Origin of the sequence: Mameliella sp. AT18 (genome assembly GCF_028807275.1) — a bacterium.
In the GTDB taxonomy this organism is placed as follows: Bacteria; Pseudomonadota; Alphaproteobacteria; order Rhodobacterales; family Rhodobacteraceae; genus Antarctobacter; species Antarctobacter albus.
Genome location: NZ_JARAMO010000304.1, coordinates 1 through 18,143, shown reverse-complemented (window position 1 = coordinate 18,143; position 18,143 = coordinate 1). Strand labels below are relative to the sequence as shown.

17 protein-coding genes and 1 riboswitch are annotated in these 18,143 nt (G+C 65.0%); of the genes, 4 read left to right on the top strand and 13 right to left on the bottom strand.

Translation table 11 applies throughout. The features are described from left to right. Positions 1–1,733 (bottom strand): Ig-like domain-containing protein (locus tag PVW46_RS24950; RefSeq protein WP_274578123.1); only part of this gene is annotated, 1,733 nt, incomplete at its 3' end. Positions 1,734–2,495: 762 nt separating this feature from the next. Between PVW46_RS24950 and PVW46_RS24945 the strand changes: the two genes are divergently transcribed. The 3 genes from PVW46_RS24945 (at position 2,496) to PVW46_RS24935 (ending at position 6,429) form a co-directional block, all read left to right on the top strand. Next, positions 2,496–3,557, top strand: a complete 1,062-nt coding sequence (locus PVW46_RS24945; RefSeq protein WP_069211404.1) for a GSCFA domain-containing protein — start codon at positions 2,496–2,498, stop codon at positions 3,555–3,557. Further along, on the top strand, positions 3,554–4,363 hold the full coding sequence (locus PVW46_RS24940; protein ID WP_069211405.1) for a hypothetical protein: 810 nt from the start codon (positions 3,554–3,556) through the stop codon (positions 4,361–4,363). Before PVW46_RS24945 ends, PVW46_RS24940 begins: the two co-directional genes overlap by 4 nt. Before the next feature lie 77 nt (positions 4,364–4,440). Beyond that, positions 4,441–6,429, top strand: a complete 1,989-nt coding sequence (locus PVW46_RS24935) for a DUF4214 domain-containing protein (protein WP_139132431.1) — start codon at positions 4,441–4,443, stop codon at positions 6,427–6,429. A gap of 92 nt (positions 6,430–6,521) precedes the next feature. On the opposite strand, the gene PVW46_RS24930 is transcribed toward PVW46_RS24935, so the two are convergent. The 7 genes from PVW46_RS24930 to PVW46_RS24900 form a co-directional block, all read right to left on the bottom strand. Beyond that, complete coding sequence (locus PVW46_RS24930; RefSeq protein ID WP_043139362.1) at positions 6,522–6,977, bottom strand: hypothetical protein; 456 nt, start codon at positions 6,975–6,977, stop codon at positions 6,522–6,524. 18 nt (positions 6,978–6,995) lie between these two features. Then, on the bottom strand, positions 6,996–8,240 hold the full coding sequence (locus tag PVW46_RS24925; RefSeq protein WP_069211407.1) for an agmatinase family protein: 1,245 nt from the start codon (positions 8,238–8,240) through the stop codon (positions 6,996–6,998). A 25-nt stretch (positions 8,241–8,265) separates the two neighbouring features. Beyond that, the gene (locus tag PVW46_RS24920) at positions 8,266–9,423 is read right to left on the bottom strand and encodes an AAA family ATPase (protein ID WP_069211408.1); all 1,158 of its coding nucleotides are present in this window, start codon (positions 9,421–9,423) and stop codon (positions 8,266–8,268) included. Then, positions 9,423–10,244, bottom strand: coding sequence for an RNA ligase family protein (locus tag PVW46_RS24915; RefSeq protein ID WP_069211409.1), 822 nt, complete (start codon positions 10,242–10,244; stop codon positions 9,423–9,425). Before PVW46_RS24915 ends, PVW46_RS24920 begins: the two co-directional genes overlap by 1 nt. Positions 10,245–10,436: 192 nt before the next feature. Then, on the bottom strand, positions 10,437–11,207 hold the full coding sequence (locus tag PVW46_RS24910) for an ATP-binding cassette domain-containing protein (RefSeq protein ID WP_069211410.1): 771 nt from the start codon (positions 11,205–11,207) through the stop codon (positions 10,437–10,439). Then, complete coding sequence (locus tag PVW46_RS24905) at positions 11,204–12,016, bottom strand: ABC transporter permease (RefSeq protein ID WP_069211411.1); 813 nt, start codon at positions 12,014–12,016, stop codon at positions 11,204–11,206. The genes PVW46_RS24910 and PVW46_RS24905 overlap by 4 nt, the downstream gene beginning before the upstream one ends. 90 nt (positions 12,017–12,106) lie before the next feature. After that, positions 12,107–13,162, bottom strand: coding sequence for a putative urea ABC transporter substrate-binding protein (locus tag PVW46_RS24900; protein ID WP_043139375.1), 1,056 nt, complete (start codon positions 13,160–13,162; stop codon positions 12,107–12,109). A gap of 93 nt (positions 13,163–13,255) precedes the next feature. Further along, positions 13,256–13,368, bottom strand: a riboswitch (guanidine-I (ykkC/yxkD leader). 159 nt (positions 13,369–13,527) lie between these two features. Between PVW46_RS24900 and PVW46_RS24895 the strand changes: the two genes are divergently transcribed. Continuing rightward, positions 13,528–14,310, top strand: a complete 783-nt coding sequence (locus PVW46_RS24895; protein WP_069211412.1) for an MBL fold metallo-hydrolase — start codon at positions 13,528–13,530, stop codon at positions 14,308–14,310. 9 nt (positions 14,311–14,319) lie between these two features. Here the strand turns inward: PVW46_RS24895 and PVW46_RS24890 are convergent, their stop codons facing one another. The 5 genes from PVW46_RS24890 to PVW46_RS24870 form a co-directional block, all read right to left on the bottom strand. Next, positions 14,320–15,072, bottom strand: a complete 753-nt coding sequence (locus tag PVW46_RS24890) for a hypothetical protein (protein ID WP_069211413.1) — start codon at positions 15,070–15,072, stop codon at positions 14,320–14,322. Further along, on the bottom strand, positions 15,069–15,692 hold the full coding sequence (locus tag PVW46_RS24885; protein ID WP_069211414.1) for a cysteine hydrolase family protein: 624 nt from the start codon (positions 15,690–15,692) through the stop codon (positions 15,069–15,071). Before PVW46_RS24885 ends, PVW46_RS24890 begins: the two co-directional genes overlap by 4 nt. Positions 15,693–15,703: 11 nt before the next feature. Beyond that, a complete protein-coding gene (locus PVW46_RS24880) occupies positions 15,704–16,501 on the bottom strand; it encodes an ABC transporter permease (protein WP_274578119.1) in 798 nt (265 codons plus the stop codon). After that, positions 16,501–17,478: an ABC transporter permease gene (locus tag PVW46_RS24875; protein ID WP_069211415.1), complete on the bottom strand. Its 978-nt coding sequence runs from the start codon at positions 17,476–17,478 to the stop codon at positions 16,501–16,503. The genes PVW46_RS24880 and PVW46_RS24875 overlap by 1 nt, the downstream gene beginning before the upstream one ends. Then, positions 17,475–18,143 (bottom strand): ABC transporter ATP-binding protein (locus PVW46_RS24870; protein WP_274578117.1); only part of this gene is annotated, 669 nt, incomplete at its 5' end. The genes PVW46_RS24875 and PVW46_RS24870, both read right to left, overlap by 4 nt.

The following is an 18,143-nucleotide window of genomic DNA, read 5'->3' as shown; positions in this document are numbered from 1 at the left end:
AGGTCGTCGTCGATGCCGCCGTCCAGCGTGTCGTTCTCACCGCCGCCGTCGATCGTGTCGCGGTCATCGCCAGTGGCGATGTAGTCGTTGCCCCGGTTGCCTTCGACATAGTCGCGACCGTCTTCCTGGTTCGGGTCCGAGGTGAAACCTAGGTCGTTCAGCGGCGTCCCCGGGAAGAAGGCGGGATCGTCGCCCTCGTAATCCGAGAAGGTGTCGGTGCCCGCGATGATGGTATCGTCACCGGCCCGGCCGTAGATCGTGTCCGCACCCTGCACGTCAAAGAGCGAGTCGTTGCCGCCCCCCAGATCGACAAGGTCGTCGTCGATGCCCGGATTCACGGTGTCGTCGCCACCGCCCGCCGAGATCGTGTCGGCGTCGTCGCCAGTCTGGATCAGTTCGGCAGAACCGTCGCCCACGATGTTGTCGAGGTCGTCAGAGGGATCGGGATCCTGGTCCAGGCCATCCAGCGGGTCCAGGGGCTGATCGCCGGGAGCAACCGGGAACACGTCGGTGTCGATACGCGGCACACCATCGTCCGCCACTGTGATCGATACCACACCGGTGTCCGACCCGCCCGAGGAATCGGACACGTCGTATTCAAAGGTGTCGGTGCCGGTGAAACCGTCATCGGGGGTGTAGGTGAAGGTGCCGTCGCCGTTGTCGACCACGGTGCCATTGGCCGGATCGGTGTTGAACACGACGGTCAGCGGATCGCCGTCCGGATCGCTGTCGTTGGCCAGCACGTTGATCACCACAGCGTCACCCTCGGTGGTGGTGGCGCTGTCGTCCACGGCCACCGGCGGCTGGTTGGGATCACCCACGGTAAAGGTGATGGTTGCGGTGTCGCTGCCGCCGTTACCGTCGGAAATGGTGTAGGAAATCGTGTCGTCGCCGACGAAATCCGTATCCGGTGTGTAGGTCACGGTGCCGTCGCCGTTCAGAACGGCGGACCCGTTGGACGCCGGGGTGATGCCGGTGACGGTCAGCGTGTCGCCGTCCGGATCGGTGTCATTGGCCAGGGGGGTCACGTCAACCGGCGTGCCGCCTACCGTGGTGGCACTGTCGTCGACCGCGTCGGGGTCCTGGTTCTCGTCGACCACGTCCACGGTCGAGAACTCGATGTCCGAAACGGTCACGCCCTGCTGGCTGACCGCCCCGTTGGCATATTCGATCTGGATACTGGCCACCGGGCCGTCGATCTCGACCAGAACCGAAGACGTGGGATCCTCAAAGCCGGTTTCCGCAAGGCCACTCAGCAGACCGCCAGTATTGGACACGGCCGAACCCAACGTCAGGGTCACCGGCACTTCGGTGCCGTCGGGTGCAAAGGCGGTGACGCTGAGAATGTCCTCGAAGCCCGACCCGCTTTCGTAGAGATCGCCACCCGCGCCCATGTCGATGTCGTTGATGCGGAACGAAACATTCTGCGCCGCATCGGTGTAGAGGTCGGTGTTGGTGGCGCGGAAGTCCAGCACCGTGGTCGAGGTATCGGTCCCAGCGGCTTCGCCTTCACCAAAGAGCTTGAGGAACGACTGGTTCGAGAAGCTCTCGTCCGGGGCGACGTAGCCGGGGGCGTCGAAGGTAAAGGCCGATGCGCCGGCCTGGATAGCGTCGAACGAGATGTCGACGGCCACCCCGCCCGCGTCCACCGTGGCGGAAACGCCTCCGTCCGCGTCCGGGAGGTTGGTGCCAAAGGGACCAAGGGCACCCCATTCCAATACCAAATCAGCCATTCTCTCGACCCTCTTCCAAAACAGACGGAGGACCGCGCCCCGCGCCATTGCACCGGCAATGCCTGTGGCACTGCCCTTAAATTCGCGTGCTCGCCATGCCAGTGCTTGTGCGAAGTGATCGCGCGCCCGGCCCACGTCGTGACGCGGACAAGGATGCCTTGACGGCACGGATGGCTCTCCATCCTCGCTTCACTTCGCATCTCGGATGCGAGCGGTTCAGCGGCCGCCCCCGTGGCCAGCAGACTTCACCCCCCAGTTGGGCTTGCAAAATTATTACTTTGCCCACTCTGTTCCGAGAAGGAGAAAATGGCGCATCCCGGCACAGTCCTGCCGTGAAATGGACAGTTTGCAGCGGATTTGCCGTGAATTCGACACGGATTGATCCGGCAACTTATTCAGAAATCGAAACAAGTAGCGCCCACAAAAGGTACAGAAACGAACTTCGGGCACCATATTTGGCGTCTCATCCCGATTCGCGACCGGCGATTGTCATCAATTAAAAAACAGTTAATGAAATACCTTTTCCAGCCGGGCGGCCGCCCTCTTCCTGCCACAATTCACACTGGACTGTCGCGGCAGAGGCATCAATCCTGCAACCGGCGCGGGATTGGGCAGAGAGGTCATCAGGCAATAGTGATGGAAATCCGAATCATTCGAAACAAATCGCGTATTTGCCTCTCAGGGCACTGCCAGCGGCGCTGCGCCACAGCATTTCTGCGAAAATGCCTTAGTTTGGCACGGCACTGAGCCTAAGCTGCGATCATGCCCTATTCCGCCCTGCCCCCTCAGGCCTTCTGGAAACCCTGCCGTGCTGCGGGAGATTTTCACCTGGACGCGCTCTACACGCCCAAGGTCGCGCTGCGGCCCGGGATGCGCATCGCCACGGCGGGCAGTTGTTTCGCGCAGAACATCGCCACCTATGTCCGCGCCTCGACGCTGGAGCTGGTGGAGGCAGAACCGGCCCCGGCCCTGATGCCGCCCGAGGTCGCCCGCCGATATGGCTATGGCCTGTTCTCGGCGCGCTACGGCAATATCTACACGGCCCGGCAGCTTCGCCAGTTGCTCGAGGATGCCGAGGACGCGCAGCTGCACGAAGAGGCGCTCTGGCGCCGGGGCGATGTCTGGGTCGACGGGTTGCGACCCAACGTGGAACCCGACGGGTTCACCAGCGAGGAAGAGCTTTGCGCCTTCCGCCGGGATCACCTGCGCCGCGTGCGGGCGATGTTCGCCACCACCGACGTCCTTGTCTTTACCCTGGGTCTGACCGAATGCTGGGCCGATCGCGACAGCGGGCTGGTCTACCCCAGTGTTCCGGGTGTCCTGGGCGGGCGTTTCGATCCGGAGCGTCATGTTTTCGTCAACCAGGGCTTTGCCGAGGTTCACGAGGACCTGACGGACGCTATCGCCCGGCTGCGGCGCTGGAATCCCCGGATCAAGGTCCTGCTCACAGTCTCTCCGGTTCCGCTGACCGCCACCGCCAGCGGTGCGCATGTGCTTGCGGCAACCACCTATTCGAAATCGGTCCTGCGCGCCGTCGCCGGCGACCTTGCCGCGCTGGACGCGGGGATCGACTACGTCCCCTCCTACGAGATCATCACCGGCACGCCGTTTGGCGCGCGTTTCTACAACGACAACCTGCGCACCGTCACACCCGAAGGCGTCGCCACGGTCATGTCGGTGTTCTTCGGCGCCCACCCGGAACTGGGCGGCGTCCCGCGTCCCGATCTTGCCTTTCCCTCTGCCACATCCCGGCAGGATCGCCAGAACGATATCTGCGAAGAGGCCCTGCTGGAGGCTTTTGCCACACCGGAGGCCGGGGCATGAGGTTTTGCCTGATCGGGGATTCCCATGCGGCCATGCTGATCGCGGCCCATCGCGCCGATCCGGCGGGCGACGCGTTGGCCATCGTTGCCAAGCCCGGCCTCGCAGCTTCTGACATCGCGGTCGAGGATGGGATCCTGCGGGCGGTCTCGGAGGACCTGTGCAAACGTCTGGACGGGATGGGCACGTCCGACAGGCTGGATCTGCGCGACTTCGACGCCATCGTGATCGCGGGTTTGGTGCCATCGGCCTTTGCCGCCGTGCGGTTGCAGCAGGGCCATGCGGTGTCCGGCTGGCCATCGGGCGCACGGGCGCTGGCCCGGGCGTTGACCGACAGTCCAGGCGCGCCGCGCCCGCTGATGACCCGCTCGGCCTATCGCGCGGCCCTGGTGGCCCTGACGGAAAGCTCTCTGGGCGCCACGCTGGCACGATCCGCGCCCTGTCCGGTGCTGCTCGTGCCACAACCTTTCCCCTCGGACGCCCTGTTGCAGATGGAAGGCAAATACCCGGTCTTTCGCCGCGTCGTCCGGAACGGCGACGGCGCCGCCCTCGCCGAGGATCTGCACGCCGCATACTATAACGTTTTCAAAAAGATAGACGTCGCAAGCTATCTTCTGCAATCCACGCACACGCGCAGCCACGACTGCCTGACACGGGCCGATCTGATGCGAGCGGGTCCCCGCCTGGCCGAAGGCGGACGGCAGGAAAGCGACGATATCCTGCACGGCAACGCGACGCTTGGCGCCGTGCTCTGGGCAGGGCTGCGCCGGCGCCTGCGGACACCCGTCGAAACCACCTCAAATCCCTGAGACTTACAGCCAAGGTTCAAAGGCTGCGTTAATCGCCAATTGCCAGTTTCCCCGGTGGGGGCGACTGGAGGTGACACGTGGGAACACCGATTGTCGTATTGGCTGGGCAAAGCAATGCAGGCCGCATCGCGGGCGAGATCATCGACGCGCTGAACGAAACTTATGGGGCCGGGAACTATGTCCTGGTTCGGGCACATTCCTCGGGCGCACCGCTGACCAGCGCCCGGGACGGCAAGACCGACTGGGAAACCCCGGGCGAAATGCGCGCGGTGATCGTCGATGAAACCATCGCCGCCCTGCTGGCCACGCCGGACGGCTATGTCGCCGGGGTGATCTGGGTCCAGGGCGAAGGCGATACCGACCGCTCGGGCACGCCCGCCGATTACGCCCCGGACTTTCACGACCTGATGGGCGAATTCCGCGCCGGTGTCGCCTCGGCGATCAACCGTCCCACCGGGGTCGAGAACGCGCCCATCGTGATCTCCGGTCTCTCGGACCATGCCCCCGCCGCGTCCGAGCGCCTGCACTGGGACGCAATCCAGGCAGAGCTGATCCGCCTTGGCGCCGACAATCCCGGGATCGTCACGGTACGGCCCGACCCTGTCATGGCCGCCGCAGGGATCGCCCCGGCGCAGATCTTTTCCGACGGGCTGCACTATTCCGACCCCGCCAGTGTCGCGCTGGCCGACAGCCTGGTGGCCGCGCTGATGGACATGCAGGTCACGGGCACCGGGGGCGCCGACACGCTGGTGGGCACCGCCGGAAACGACGTCTTCGTGGTCGATCATCCGGGCGACATCATCATCGAGGAAGAGGACGCCGGCATCGACCTCGTGCGGTCCTCGGTCGACTTCGAGCTGCGCACCTTTGGCCTCACCCTGGAAAACCTGACGCTGACGGGCACCGCCGACCTGAGCGGCACGGGCAACGGGCTGGACAACGTGCTGACCGGCAATTCCGGCGACAACGCACTGAACGGCGCCTGGGGCAATGACGTGATCTACGGCATGGCGGGCGACGACACGCTGCAGGACACCAAGGGCAACGACACCCTGGTCGGCGGCACAGGCAACGACGTCTACTACGTCGACAGCCCCGACGACGTGGTGATCGAACTTCCCGGCGAGGGCCACGACCGGATCAATACCTCCGTCACCTTCCGCATGTGGGCCGATGCGCCCGAGGTCGAGGACCTGGTCCTGACCGGTTCCGGCGCCATCGACGGCATCGGCAATGGATGGAACAACCACATCACGGGAAATGGCGCTGCCAACTACCTGGATGGCGCGCGCGGCCACGACCTGCTCGAAGGCGGCGGCGGCGCCGATACGCTTCTTGGCCAGTCCGGCGCCGATACGCTGCTGGGACAGGCCGGGGACGACGTACTGTATGGCGACCAGGTGACCGGCGCCTCGACCACCTATGCCGGCATGGCCTTTCGCCTGTACCAGGCCACGCTGGCGCGTGCGCCGGATGCCAACGGCTATGGCTACTGGACCGAGCAATTGGCCAATGGCGCCAACTATTTCAACGTCATCGCGGGTTTCGTGCAAAGTCCCGAATTCCAGGCCACCTACGGCAACCTCACCGACGAGGCCTTTGTCGAAATGCTCTACCAGAACGTCCTGAACCGCGCCTCGGATGCGACCGGCAAGGCGGTTTGGATGGGCTACCTGGAGGACGGGCAAAGCCGCGAATTCGTGGTCTCGCATTTTGCCGAAAGTCCCGAATTCAAGCAGATGATGGAAGCAGAGCTGGCGCGCTGGACCCGCGCGCTGGGTCCGGATGACGTGCTGGACCCGGGTGCCGGGGATTCCACCCTGTCCGGGGGCGACTTGTCCGATACCTTCGTCTTTGCGCCCGCCTCGGATGGCACCCATGTGATCACCGATTTCGAAAGCTGGGACACGCTGGACCTGCGCGGCTTCGGCTATGCCGACACGGCGGACGCGCTGGCAGAGTTCCGCCAGCAAGGCGACGACCTGGTGTTCCAGGACGCCGGCGTCACCGTGGTTCTGCAAGACAGCACCGTCGAGGACCTTGGGCCGGACACGCTGCTGCTGTGAACACGACGATGCAGGCCCTTGCCTGATGGAAAGGTGACATGACACCGGCCCGGTCCCCCCCGGGGGGCAACCGGGCCGGCATCCTGGCCGGGTCAGTCCCCTTGCCCGGCCAGGCGTTCTCGCAGGAACTGGCGGATGTCCCAAAGAGACTTTTCGGTCATCGAGACATAGACCAGCGCCATATTCGTCCGCTCGCGCACCATCTCGCCCGGGAAAGGCAGGTAGCTCAGCTCACGCGATCCGAAGGATGGCGAGGCCGTGCCGACCTGCCACTCGGTCTTCAATTCCACGTCCACCAGTTTCAGCGCGGTGCCGCCGCCCGCGCCGGGTCGCTCGAAGGGCACGCCCGCCAGCCGCAGATAGGCGGTCTTGTCCGCCGCTTGCACGAAACCGTCGATGAATTGCGTCGCCAGCACCTGCAACTCTGCCGCCTCATCCTCGGGCGGCAGGTGGCTGTGCAGGTGGTCGTGGTCATGCGGGTGGTTGTGGTCGTGAGGGTGGTGATGATGATGGTGGCCGATATGGCCGTTCACGATGTCATGCGGCATGCGTTCCTCCAGCCCGGCTCAGGGCTTGTTGCTCCAGCGGTTGCCCTCGTATTCGCCGTGCGGGATCGTCACCGGCTTGTCGATGTGCTTCTTGTGCGCGCCCATCTTGCCCGCCGCCACCATCGAGCCCAGCACATCCACGATCACCCGCGTCCCCATCAGCGCCGTGATGTCCGAGGTGTCATAGGGCGGCGAAACCTCGACCAGCTCCATCCCGCAAAGCCCCTCGGCCGCGACCTTGGAGGCCAGAGCCAGCGCCTCGCGCGGCAGGAAGCCGCCCGGTTCCGGCCAGCCGGTTCCGGGAACGAACCCGCAGTCGATCGAGTCGATGTCGAAGGACATGTAGACCATGTCGACCCCGTCCCATGCCATCTCCAGCGCCATCTCGGCGGTCTTGTCGACGCCCATCCGCTCCATGTCGGACATGGTGATGATGTTGGTCTCGCGCTCGCGCGCGACCTTGACTGCCTCGCGCGGCACCTGCCAGCCTCCAATCCCCACCTGTACCAGGTTCTTGGCGGGCACGTTGGGCAGAAGGGTCGAATGGAACCACGGCGTGGTGTGCATTCGCTCGTCCAGGTCCTTTTCCTGGATGTCGGCGTGACGGTCGAAATGCACGATGCCGATCTTCTTCGAGGTGCATTCCGCGATGCCGCGCACACAGGGGAAGCCGATGGAGTGATCGCCGCCGATCATCACCGGGAAGCTGCCGGACGAGAAGACATGGCTGACGGCGCGCGAGATCTGGTCGAACGATTTTTCCAGGTTCGCAGGGATGGTGAACACGTCGCCCGCATCGCAGAGCGTCATCTGCTCGCGCAGGTCCACGCCCAGCTCGTAGTTGTAGGGCGTGTAAAGCGCGCTGATCTTGCGCACACCCTGCGGCCCGAACCGCGTGCCGGGGCGATAGGTCGTGCCACCATCGAACGGGATGCCCAAGACCGTGGCGTCATAGTGCTGAACCTCGGTCACGTCCTCGGCGTAAGGCGCCTTGAGAAAGGTGTTGATCCCCGCGTAATGCGGCAGTTCGCCCCGCGCGAAGGTCGGGATCGACTTGTCCTCGATGCTGTCCGCCCCGGTCAGGCCCATGCGCAGCGCCCAACGGCGTTCCTCGTCCCAGCGGTTCTCGGGCAGGTCGGCCTCGGCCTTCATCGACTTCCAGCCCTGCAGCCTGGTCAGGTCCGGGTGGTGGGCGCGGCGTTCATCCCCGCGCATGTCGCGGGGATGGTGCGACCGGCTGCGGTCACGGGGTGGGAACATCATGCTCGATCTCCTTTTTCATCGGGTATCAGGCCGGGGCCGCCGTGGCGGCCTCCGGCAGGACATAGTGAATCTTGTGGGCCTCCCAGGCCTCGGGCGGCTCCAGCTTGCGGACCAGGGTGTCCAGCACGGTCTGTGGGACCACGGCCTCGCGGTCACGGTTCTGCCGGCCCAGCCGTTTGGGCGGCACCTCCAGGTAGACGATCTCGACCCGCGCACCGTAGGCCCGCGCCAGGGACAGGGGCTTGGCCCGCACCTGGCGGCTGACGTTGGTCGCGTTCCAGACAAAATCCCGGCCCGCCCGCAGGTGCACCTTGGCCCGTTCCCGCGCCGCATCGATCACCGCGCCCTGGTTCGCCGTCGGGCTGACGCCCATCTCGTCGCGCAGCGCATCCAGGCTGACGACCGGGTGATCAGGCATATGCGCCGCGATCCAGGTGTCCTTGCCCGATCCCGGCAGCCCCGACAGCAGCGTGACGGTGCACCTGGGATCCTCCCAGGCCGCGAAATGCGGGTCCCGGTCCTCGCGTTCGAAAAAGGCCACGCGGCTTTCGTCATTGGCAAAGCCGAAAGGCGCGGTCAGACAGCCCTCTTCGACGAAGGTTTCGCGCGCGAGATCGGTGTTGGTGACGATCCCCGGCACGTCCTGCGCGATGCGCCCTCGCGCATCGGCGCGGGCGTGCAGGCACAGAAGGTCGGGCCGGCAGCGCCAGGACAGCTTGATCGCCTCGCGCGCCGGGTCGTCCCGTTCGATCAGCCAGAAGGGCACCTGGTGATAGCTGATGATCCCGCAGAGCGCCTCGCGCCAGGCAAAGGGCACCTCGACCTCGCGCAGCAGGCGGCGGGCCATCAGCGAGCCCCGGCGCGAATGGCCGGGGGCCTTGATGCGCCCATCCTCGGTGACTGTCGTGCCGGGTTTGCCCACGTCGTGCAGCACCGCCGCCCAGAACAGCAACTCCCGTTCTGCCCCTGGCAAGGCGCGCCAGTCCGGATCGGCAATCAGCGCCTCCAGCACCATGCAGGTATGGATGCCCACATCACCCTCGCCATGATGGATCGGGTCCTGCGGGCAGGCGTCCAGCGCCTGCAATTCGGGCCAGAGGGCCTGAATGCCCCCCCAGTCCAGCCGCCAATCGGGCGCCTGCGGCACCAGCGCCAGGAGATCGGGGAAAGAAAGATGTGCCATCACAGCCCCTCCCCGTCATAGGCGCCCGGCAGACCAAGGCACTCGGCAAAGATGTCGACCCCCTCTGCCAGCCCGTTTTCAAGGATCGGCCGGTCGTGCCAATGGCCTTCGGATGCCTCGATCGCCTGCTTGAAGCCCGCACGCACGTATTTGTACCGCTCGGCCACCACGCCCTCGCGCTCCAGCTTCACATAAAGCCCTTCGGCCAGGTCGCTCTTCTCGGTCTGCTTCCCGACCATCTCCAGCCGAGAGCCCGAGGCCAGGGCGGCGCGTTCCAGCGCCTCTTCCCAACCGGGCGTGCGGTACAGGGACGGCTTGATGAAGCTCTCGACCTGTTTGACGCTGCGCAGTTCGCCCACGTGCAAGACCGGCACCGGCATGATCGGCAGGCCGCTCAGCAGGTTCCACCGTTCCTCGGTGGGAAGAAAGACCCCGGCCTCGCGGTCGAAGACGTCGAACTCCATGAAGTAATGCGGCAGCGCGTCGTAGAACTGCGTGTGCTTGGCCAACATCCATTCGCCATACATGACGAAACGGCAATCCAAACGCGCGTGCAGGCGCGGCGCCAGCACGCTGGCCCATGTCTTGAAGAGGCCGAAGTGCCGTTCCCGCCCGCCGCCGGTCAGGTAGTGACCACGGCTTTGCAGCAGCAGGTTGCCCGAGGCGTCGAAGGAGACGGCGCAATTCGCGCCATCGAGTTTCTCTTCGACGACAAGGCTTTCGCCCGCCAGTTCCTTGAGAGGTTTGTCATCCGCCAGATCGCCCACCTGAAGGCGCGAGCCTTCAAGGTGCCGCGTCCGCGGGTATTTCAGAATATCCATTTGTCCATGTCCTGTCCGGGCACAAGGGGGATGCCCCCGCGCCGCTGCCCACATCGAACCGATGACCACCCCGGCGGGCGGCATCGCGTTGGTTCGTATGTGGCTGTCCATTACATGGCGAATACTCCTTGCGGCCGTCATAGGCGCCTTTGCACCTCCGGCCCAGTGGGGAATACCTGCCCTGCCCCGGCCCTAGCGTGCCTGCAACACATTGGTGCGCTCCCGCAGGGTCTGGAAGGGGATGCCATCGTCGCGGGCATCGAAGTCATATGTGATGGTTGCGGCGTTCTTTTCCGGGTCCTCCTCGTCCCAGACCGGCTTGTCGAAGGCCCAGACGCGATCCCCCAACTTGAATGCCTCTTCGAGGTCATGGGTGATCATGAAGACGGTCATGCCGGTCTCATCCCGCAGCTCCTGCAGGAAATCGTGCATGACGATCTTTGTCCCCGGGTCCAGCGCACCAAAGGGTTCGTCCAGCAGCAGGATCTTGGGGTCGCTGGCCAGCGCCTGGGCAATGGCCAACCGCTGCAACATGCCCCCCGACAGGTCCGCCGGGTACTGACCGGCCACATGGCCAAGCCCGATCCGGTCCAGCGTCTTGCGCGCCTTGGTGCGTTCCTCGTTGCGCCGCGCACGCGACAGCCGCCCCCAGAAATTCGTGTCGAAGGCAATGGCAGCCACCAGGTTGTCGATCACCGTCATGTGCGGAAAGACCGAATAGCGCTGAAAGACGATGCCGTGGTCGCGCCCCGGCTCCTGCGCCATCGGTGCGCCGTCGATGTGGATCTCGCCATGCGTGGGCAGTTCCTGCGCCAGCAGCAGACGCAGGAAGGTGGACTTGCCACAGCCAGAGGCGCCGACGATGGAAATGAACTGACCCTTGGCGACCGAGACGTTGATGTTCTCGATGATGGTGCGCTTGCCATAGGCCTTGGCCACGCCTTTGACTTCGACATAGCTCATAGCGACTCTCCATCCCAGGGGAAGGCCCGTTTCGAGATCTGGCGCAGCGCGAAATCCAGCAGGTAGGCGAGGAGCGTGATCCAGACGACGTAGGTCAGGATCACGTCCATCGCGAGGTAGCGACGGACAAGGAAGATGCGGTAGCCCAGCCCCTGGTCGGCGGCGATGGCCTCGGCGGCGATCAGGAACAGCCAGGCCGGTCCCAGCGACAGCCGCACCGCCCCGATCAGGCGCGGCAGGACCTGAGGCAGGATCACGTTCAGCCCGATCGCCATCGAGGAGGCCCCCAGCGTCTGCGCCTTGATGAACTGTTCGCGTGGCAGGTCGATCACCCGCTGGCTCATGTCGCGGATCAGGAAAGGCGCGATGCCGATGACGATCAGCGCCACCTTGGAGACCTCGCCCAGCCCCAACATGATGAAGAGGATCGGCAGCACCGCCAGCGGCGGCACCATCGAGAACACCGCCACGAAAGGCGCGAAGGGCGCGCGCATGTAGGGCAGCATCCCGATCAGGATCCCCATGACCAGCGCCAGCGAGGACGCGATCAGCACCCCGATGAACAGCCGCCTGAGGCTTGCCCAGGTGTCCAGCCAGAACAGGATCTCTCCCGACCGCCGGTCCGGTTCGGTCAAAAGGCGTTCAGCCGTCGACAGGATCGTGGTGGGCGCGGGCAAGAGCTTGTCCGACGGGTTCACCGCAAGCCGCATTTCCGATCCGATCATGTAGATGCCCAGCACGGCGAGAAACGGCAAGGTGGCCAGCACCGTGGCCAGAACCGGGCCCGGTCTTCGATTGATCCAGCGCATGGGGTATCCTCGACAGGCAGAGGTCCCGGGTCAGGCCCGGGACGGGGTGGAATGGACCCGGCCCGGTGCCTTGACCGGGCCGGGGGTCGCTCAGAGAGCCCCGTCCGCCGCCATCTGCATGTAGGTGGTGTCGAAACGGAACTTCACGTTGTTCGGGTCACCGGTGGTCGTGCCGTCGGGGTATTCCACGCCGACGAAATCCGGGCTTGGCGCGCCCTCGCCCAGGATGCCCTTGTCGAACAGGAACTCTGCCACGTTGACCATCGTCGTCGGCAACTCGGCCCCCTTGGTGAAGGTGACCGCCGCCGCCGGGTCATAGAACATCTCGGTCGACTCCAGTTGCGCCTTGTAGCCCGCAAGATCGGTGCCCGAGGCCTCGGCCATCGCGGTCAGCACCTCTTCGTCACCCGCCGCCATCAGGCTCAGAACCTCGTACCAGGCGCCCACCAGCGCCTTGCCGAAATCGGGATTGGCCGCCAGCGTGTCCGTGTTGACCACCATCAGGTCGATGATCTCGCCGGGGATGTCGGAACTGTCGAACACCTTGGTCGCGTTCGGTTCCTCCAGGATGGTCGAAACCAGCGGGTTCCATGTCACCACCGCCTGCACGTCCGAGGTGGTGAAGGCCGCGATCATGTCCGCGTCCGAGGTGTTGATGACCCCGCCCAGGTCACGCTCTGCCAGGTCGACGCTGTCCAGCGCGCGGGCCAGCAGGTAATGCGAGACCGACAGTTCCACCAGGTTGACAGGCTTGCCAGCAAGGTCGGCCAGGCCGCCGTCCTTGACGATCACCGCGTCATTGCCGTTCGAGAAATCGCCGACGATCAGCGCCGTAGTGTCCACGCCGCCGCCTGCCGGGATCGACAGCGTGTCCATGTTGGTGGCCGAAACGCCGTCAAAGGCACCCGCCGTGTACTGGTTGATGGACTCGACGTAATCGTTGATCTGCACGATATCGACGGTGATGCCGTATTTCTCGGCCCATTTGTCCATGATCCCGGACTCGTCCAGGTAGCCCCAGGGCATCCAGCCGACGTAGATCGACCAGGCCACGCGGAAATCGGTTTTCTCCTGCGCCAGCGCGGGTGCGCCGGCCAGCATGGCCAGCGCCGCGGTGGCGGCCATGAAATGGCGTCTTGCAAACATGGGTAATCCCCTCGTGCAGCGTTCCGCCAAAAGGTTCGCAAATCGGGGGACCGAGGCGGAACTCGAGAGAACGGTAGCCCCCAATGCGCAGTGTTCTCCCGGGTTTTTGCCCCGCCGTGTCCCGCCGGGAATTTGCCCGGCCGGTGGCGTCTCTTGGACCAGACCCTCAAGGGAGAGAGTGAGGCGGAACCCTAGACGCCCTGCATGGATCAGCATCTTGCGCATGGAATTTCTGTCACCTCGGGTGCTTCAAATCAGGGCGGTTCAAAATGGATTAGCTGAAAGTATACGCGATTTTCCGGGTCTCTGGTCGAAAAATCGGCAGGCTTGTTGCGCAACGCGTCCCCGCGGGCAAGGCTGCGGGCATGAGCTATCCCGTTGCCTCGCCGTGGTACGGCACAAAGCAGATCGACGATCGCACCTGGGTTCTGAGCGAACCGCATGTGCATCCGATCTTTTCCGCCAACATTTTCCTCGTGCTTGGGTCAGAGGCTGACATGGTTGTCGACAGCGGCATGGGCGTGGCGCCACTGCGGCCCGTGATCGACGCATTGCGGCCCGATCCTGAAAGGCCCCTGATCCTGTTCACCACGCACACACATGTCGATCACATCGGCGCCGCGCATGAGTTCGAGACCCGGCTCGTGCACCCGCTGGAGGCCGACGAACTGGCCGCGCCCGAAGCCTACAGCCTCGACACCTCCGGCATTCCGGACCGGCTCGCCAAGCTCTTTGCCGATGCCGGGTATCCGCCACTCTGGCCGCACCTTGTGGATGCGCTGCCGCATGCGGACTACGACCTGACCGCCTATAGGCTGCAACCTGCACCGGCGACCGAAACGGTCGAGGACGGCGCTGTGGTGGACCTAGGTGACTGGCAGGGCGAGGTACTGCACCTGCCCGGGCACTCACCCGGCCAGATCGGCCTTTGGAATGGAGAGAGCGGCACACTCTTCGGGGCCGACGCGATCTACGACGGACCGCTGATCTACGAGGGGCCGGGCATGGACATTGCCGCCTATGCCGAAACCCTGCGCCGCATCCGCGCGCTGCCAGTCAACCGGGTCCTGGGCGGTCACGACCCGGCCTTCGGGCGCGACCGCTGTCACCGGATCGTCGATCACTACCTCGCGCTCTGGGACGCCTGAACCGCCCCCTCAGGCCACGTCGTTGAGCACCTCCATCGGGCGCGTCAGCGACACGTCCCGCGACTGGCCGAAGAAATCCACCGCGTGCCAGATCAATTCTCCATCTCCGGTGCAGCTCAGCACGGGCAGCCCCTCGGTCAGGGGATTTGTGGACAGCTCCGCGATCCCGTGCGCCCCGTCCCAGCAACCAAAGGCAAATCCCTGCCCGAATTGCTGCTGCATGGCCCAGGTCCGCTGTCCCGCCTCCAGCGCGGCGATCATGTTGCGCGAGTTTTCCGCCTCCGGCAGCCCGACACCAAAGACGAACCGCGTTCCGACGGTGACCAGGTAGGCGTCCGCCGTGCCCGCCTTCATGTGCACCGCGCTGGCGGGATGGTCGCTGCGCCGGTTCCAGAGTTCCGCGTAATCGCCCAGCACCCCGGTTTCCATCAGTTGATCCGAGCCGCGGAATTCCAGCTGGCCGCTGTCTTCCTGCTCGGGGCGGCCATGCCAGTTGATCAGCCGCTGCCAGGTGCAGACATCCGCGTTCAGCTCGACCACGCCCGCGAACCCCTCGGCCCGCAAGAGCGACAGCAGCGCTGCGTCCGGAAGGTCCGCCAGCGCCGTGGCGCCGCGGGTGTCGGGCCGGTTCGGCGGGATGCGGACATCGACATAAAGCGGTCCGCACTGCATCCAGTGCACCGTTGTTTCCGTGTCGCAAAAGGCCTGCGACTTGAGCCAGGCCCTGTGCCAATGGCCCTGGAGGGTCTCAGTCGTGATCATTCCGCTGCCATCCTCTGTTCACTCATCGCCGTGATGATGTCCTCGGCGCTCAGGACCGCGCCTTCCTGCAGGTATTCCATCGCGGTCAACGCGGCCTGGTGCGCCTCGGACGAGGTGCCGCCCACGCAATCCGAAACCACGCGGCAATGGTAATCCCCCTGGTGCCCGTCGACGAAACTGTAGTGGACACAGACATCCGTCATGCCGCCGACAAGGATCAGCGTCTGCGCCTTCAGGGCCTTCAGGGCCTTCAGCAGGATTTCCATTTCCGTGCCGTAGAAACAGGAATACCGCCGCTTGGGGACGTAATAGTCGCCCGGCAGGCGGCCCATCTCTTCGAAGGCGACCGGCGTGCCCGGTTCCCCCTCCATGCAGTGGATGCCCTCGGACCCGTCCAGTTCGCGACCGTAATCCACCATGTCGCGGCGGTGGATTTCCTGCACGAAGACAACCGGGATGCCCGCGTCATGGGCTGCGTCCACGACGCTGCGGGCACGTCGCATGTTGTCGGAATAGCCCGGCATGATCGGGATACCGGGATCTCCGTCCATGAAGGCGCTCTTCTGGATGTCGATGACCAGAAGAACCGGGTTTCCGACGATGGTGGGCTGACGGGCCATGACGCTCTCCTTCAGTTGCGGGATTGATCCGCGCCCATCAGGCGCGGCAGGTCGCCCCAGCGGGCGACGGCGGAAAAGACAAGGACAGAAACACCGATGAAGGTGATCGCGGCCACGGCCATCGTCGGCGTGTATCCGTTCCTCAGCGAGTTGAAGATCTGCAGCGTCACGGTGGCAAAGCCCGAGGCCGAGACGAAGAACATCACGATGAACTCGTTGAAGGACAACACGAGCACGAAGAAAAAGCCCGAGATCGTATAGGGGATCGTCTGCGGCAGGATCACGGTGCGGAAGGTCACGGCCTCGGTGGCCCCCATCGTGGCGGCGGCGTCGAGATGCGACCGGTCTATGCCTTGCAGCCCGATCGAGATCGTGACCAGCGGCAGCGCCATCAGCAGGACCGCGTGGCTGACGATGCCGGCCCAGATCGCGCCCAGCCCGCCCAGAAAGCCCCAGAAGAACCCCAGCCCCACCCCAAAGACGATGGGCGGCACCGCAAAGGGCATGGACCCCAGCGCCGCCAGTGTGCGCGACAATTTCGATCCGGTCGACCACAACAGGCAGGCCACCGGCCAGGCCAGAAGCACCGCCAGAAACGCCGCGCCGACGGCGACGATCACCGAATTCACCAATGCCTGCGTCCAGACAGGCTCGGAGACGAAAAACTCGCCAAAGCGCGCCAGCGTCGGGTCGCGCGGGGGAAAGAACATGCTGCGCCCGCCGTTCAGGGCCGCGCCGCAGACCACGGCGATGGGCAGCGCCAGAAGGACCACGCAGAACGCCATGTAGAGGGGACCGAGAACCCGCATCACCGCGCCTCCGCCCATTTGTTCAACCGGTGCCCAAGGGTCAGGCAGAGCCCCGCCGCGAGCAGCAAGATCACCGCCTGCGTCGCACCGAAGGGCGCGTTCAGGTTGGCGCCCCGGATGTTGCTGTAAATCGCCACCGCCGTCGTGTGTTGCGCGGGCGCGGCAAAGACCGTCACGGCGACATAGGTGCCCAGCAGGAAGACAAACAGCAGCAGGGTCGATCCGAACAGGGGCAAGCGAATGGCGGGCAGGATCACCGTGCGCGCCACGGTCCAGCCCCCGGCCCCCATCGTCCGTGCCGCCTCGCTTTGCGACCGGTCGAGGCGCGAGAGCGCCGGGTACAGCAGGATCACCGCGTAGGGCCAGACGAGATAGCTCATCGTCAGGATGGTCGCGAATTGAGAGGTCTTGAACTTGACGTTGCGCGGGCTGGCCAGGCCCCAGTCGCGCAGGGTCTGGAACCATCCAACATCCTTGAGCCATTGCGTCAGCCCGGTGGACTTGAACAGCGCCGGGAGGCCCGAGTTGTTCGACAGCAGGATGTCCCAACCCATGACGATAAAGACCTCGGACAGCGACAGCGACGACAGGATGAAAACCAGCCAGGCCGCCTGCGCCCTGCGCGACAGCCGCGTCAGAAGCAGCGTAAAGGGCAGCGCCGTCAGTACCGCCAGCAAAGAGGCGACCACCGCGTACCAGAAGCTGAACACAAGCTGTTGCAGGTAGAGAAACGTCACCTCGTCCGGCCAGAGCGCGCCGACGAAAAACCGCTGATAATTCGCCAAGGTGAAGTCCCACTGCCAGGCGGCGCCCTCGATCTTGCGACCGAAACTGATGGCGATGACCAGCAGGAAGGGCACGACGCAAAGCACCCCGATCACGACGCTCAGCAGCCAGGGCAGGATGCGGCGGGGCGTCAGACGCGCCCGCGCGGGGCGGTCTGGCGTCCCGGCCTCGATCCGCTCCACCGCCGTCATTCGGCGGCCACCGCGGCCTGCGGATCGGGAAAGACGTGCAGCGCCTCGGGCGGCAGACGGACCTCTGTCCGGTCCCCGATGACCAGCGATTTCCGGACTTCGCGCGGGGCGTTTTCGACCACCATCGCCCCCAAGGGTGTATCCAGGTGATATTCGCGGACCGGGCCGAGATCGCGCACGAAAGTCACCTTCGCGGAGAGCCGGTTTTCCCCCGGCTCGTCGTCGAGGCAGGCGCGTTCGGGCCGGATCGCCACCCGCACCGGAGAGCCGCGGACGAAATTCGGCTTGGCGGAGAGATGCATGGGACCGACGCGGATGCCGCCGGGTTCGGTCACACCGTCAAAGAAATTCGCCTTGCCGATGAAATCCGCGACAAAGGCATTGTCGGGGTGATGATAGATGTCCTGCGGGCTGCCCACCTGTTCGACACGTCCGTTCGACATGACGACGATGCTGTCGGCCATCGTCATCGCCTCGCGCTGATCATGGGTGACGACGACGGTTGTGATACCAAGGCGTTGTTGCAGCAGGCGCAGTTCCACCTGCATTTCCTCACGCAGCTTGGCGTCGAGCGCGGACATGGGTTCGTCCAGCAAAAAGACCTCTGGTTCCTGCGCCAGGGCGCGGGCGATGGCGACCCGCTGGCGCTGCCCGCCGGACAGCGC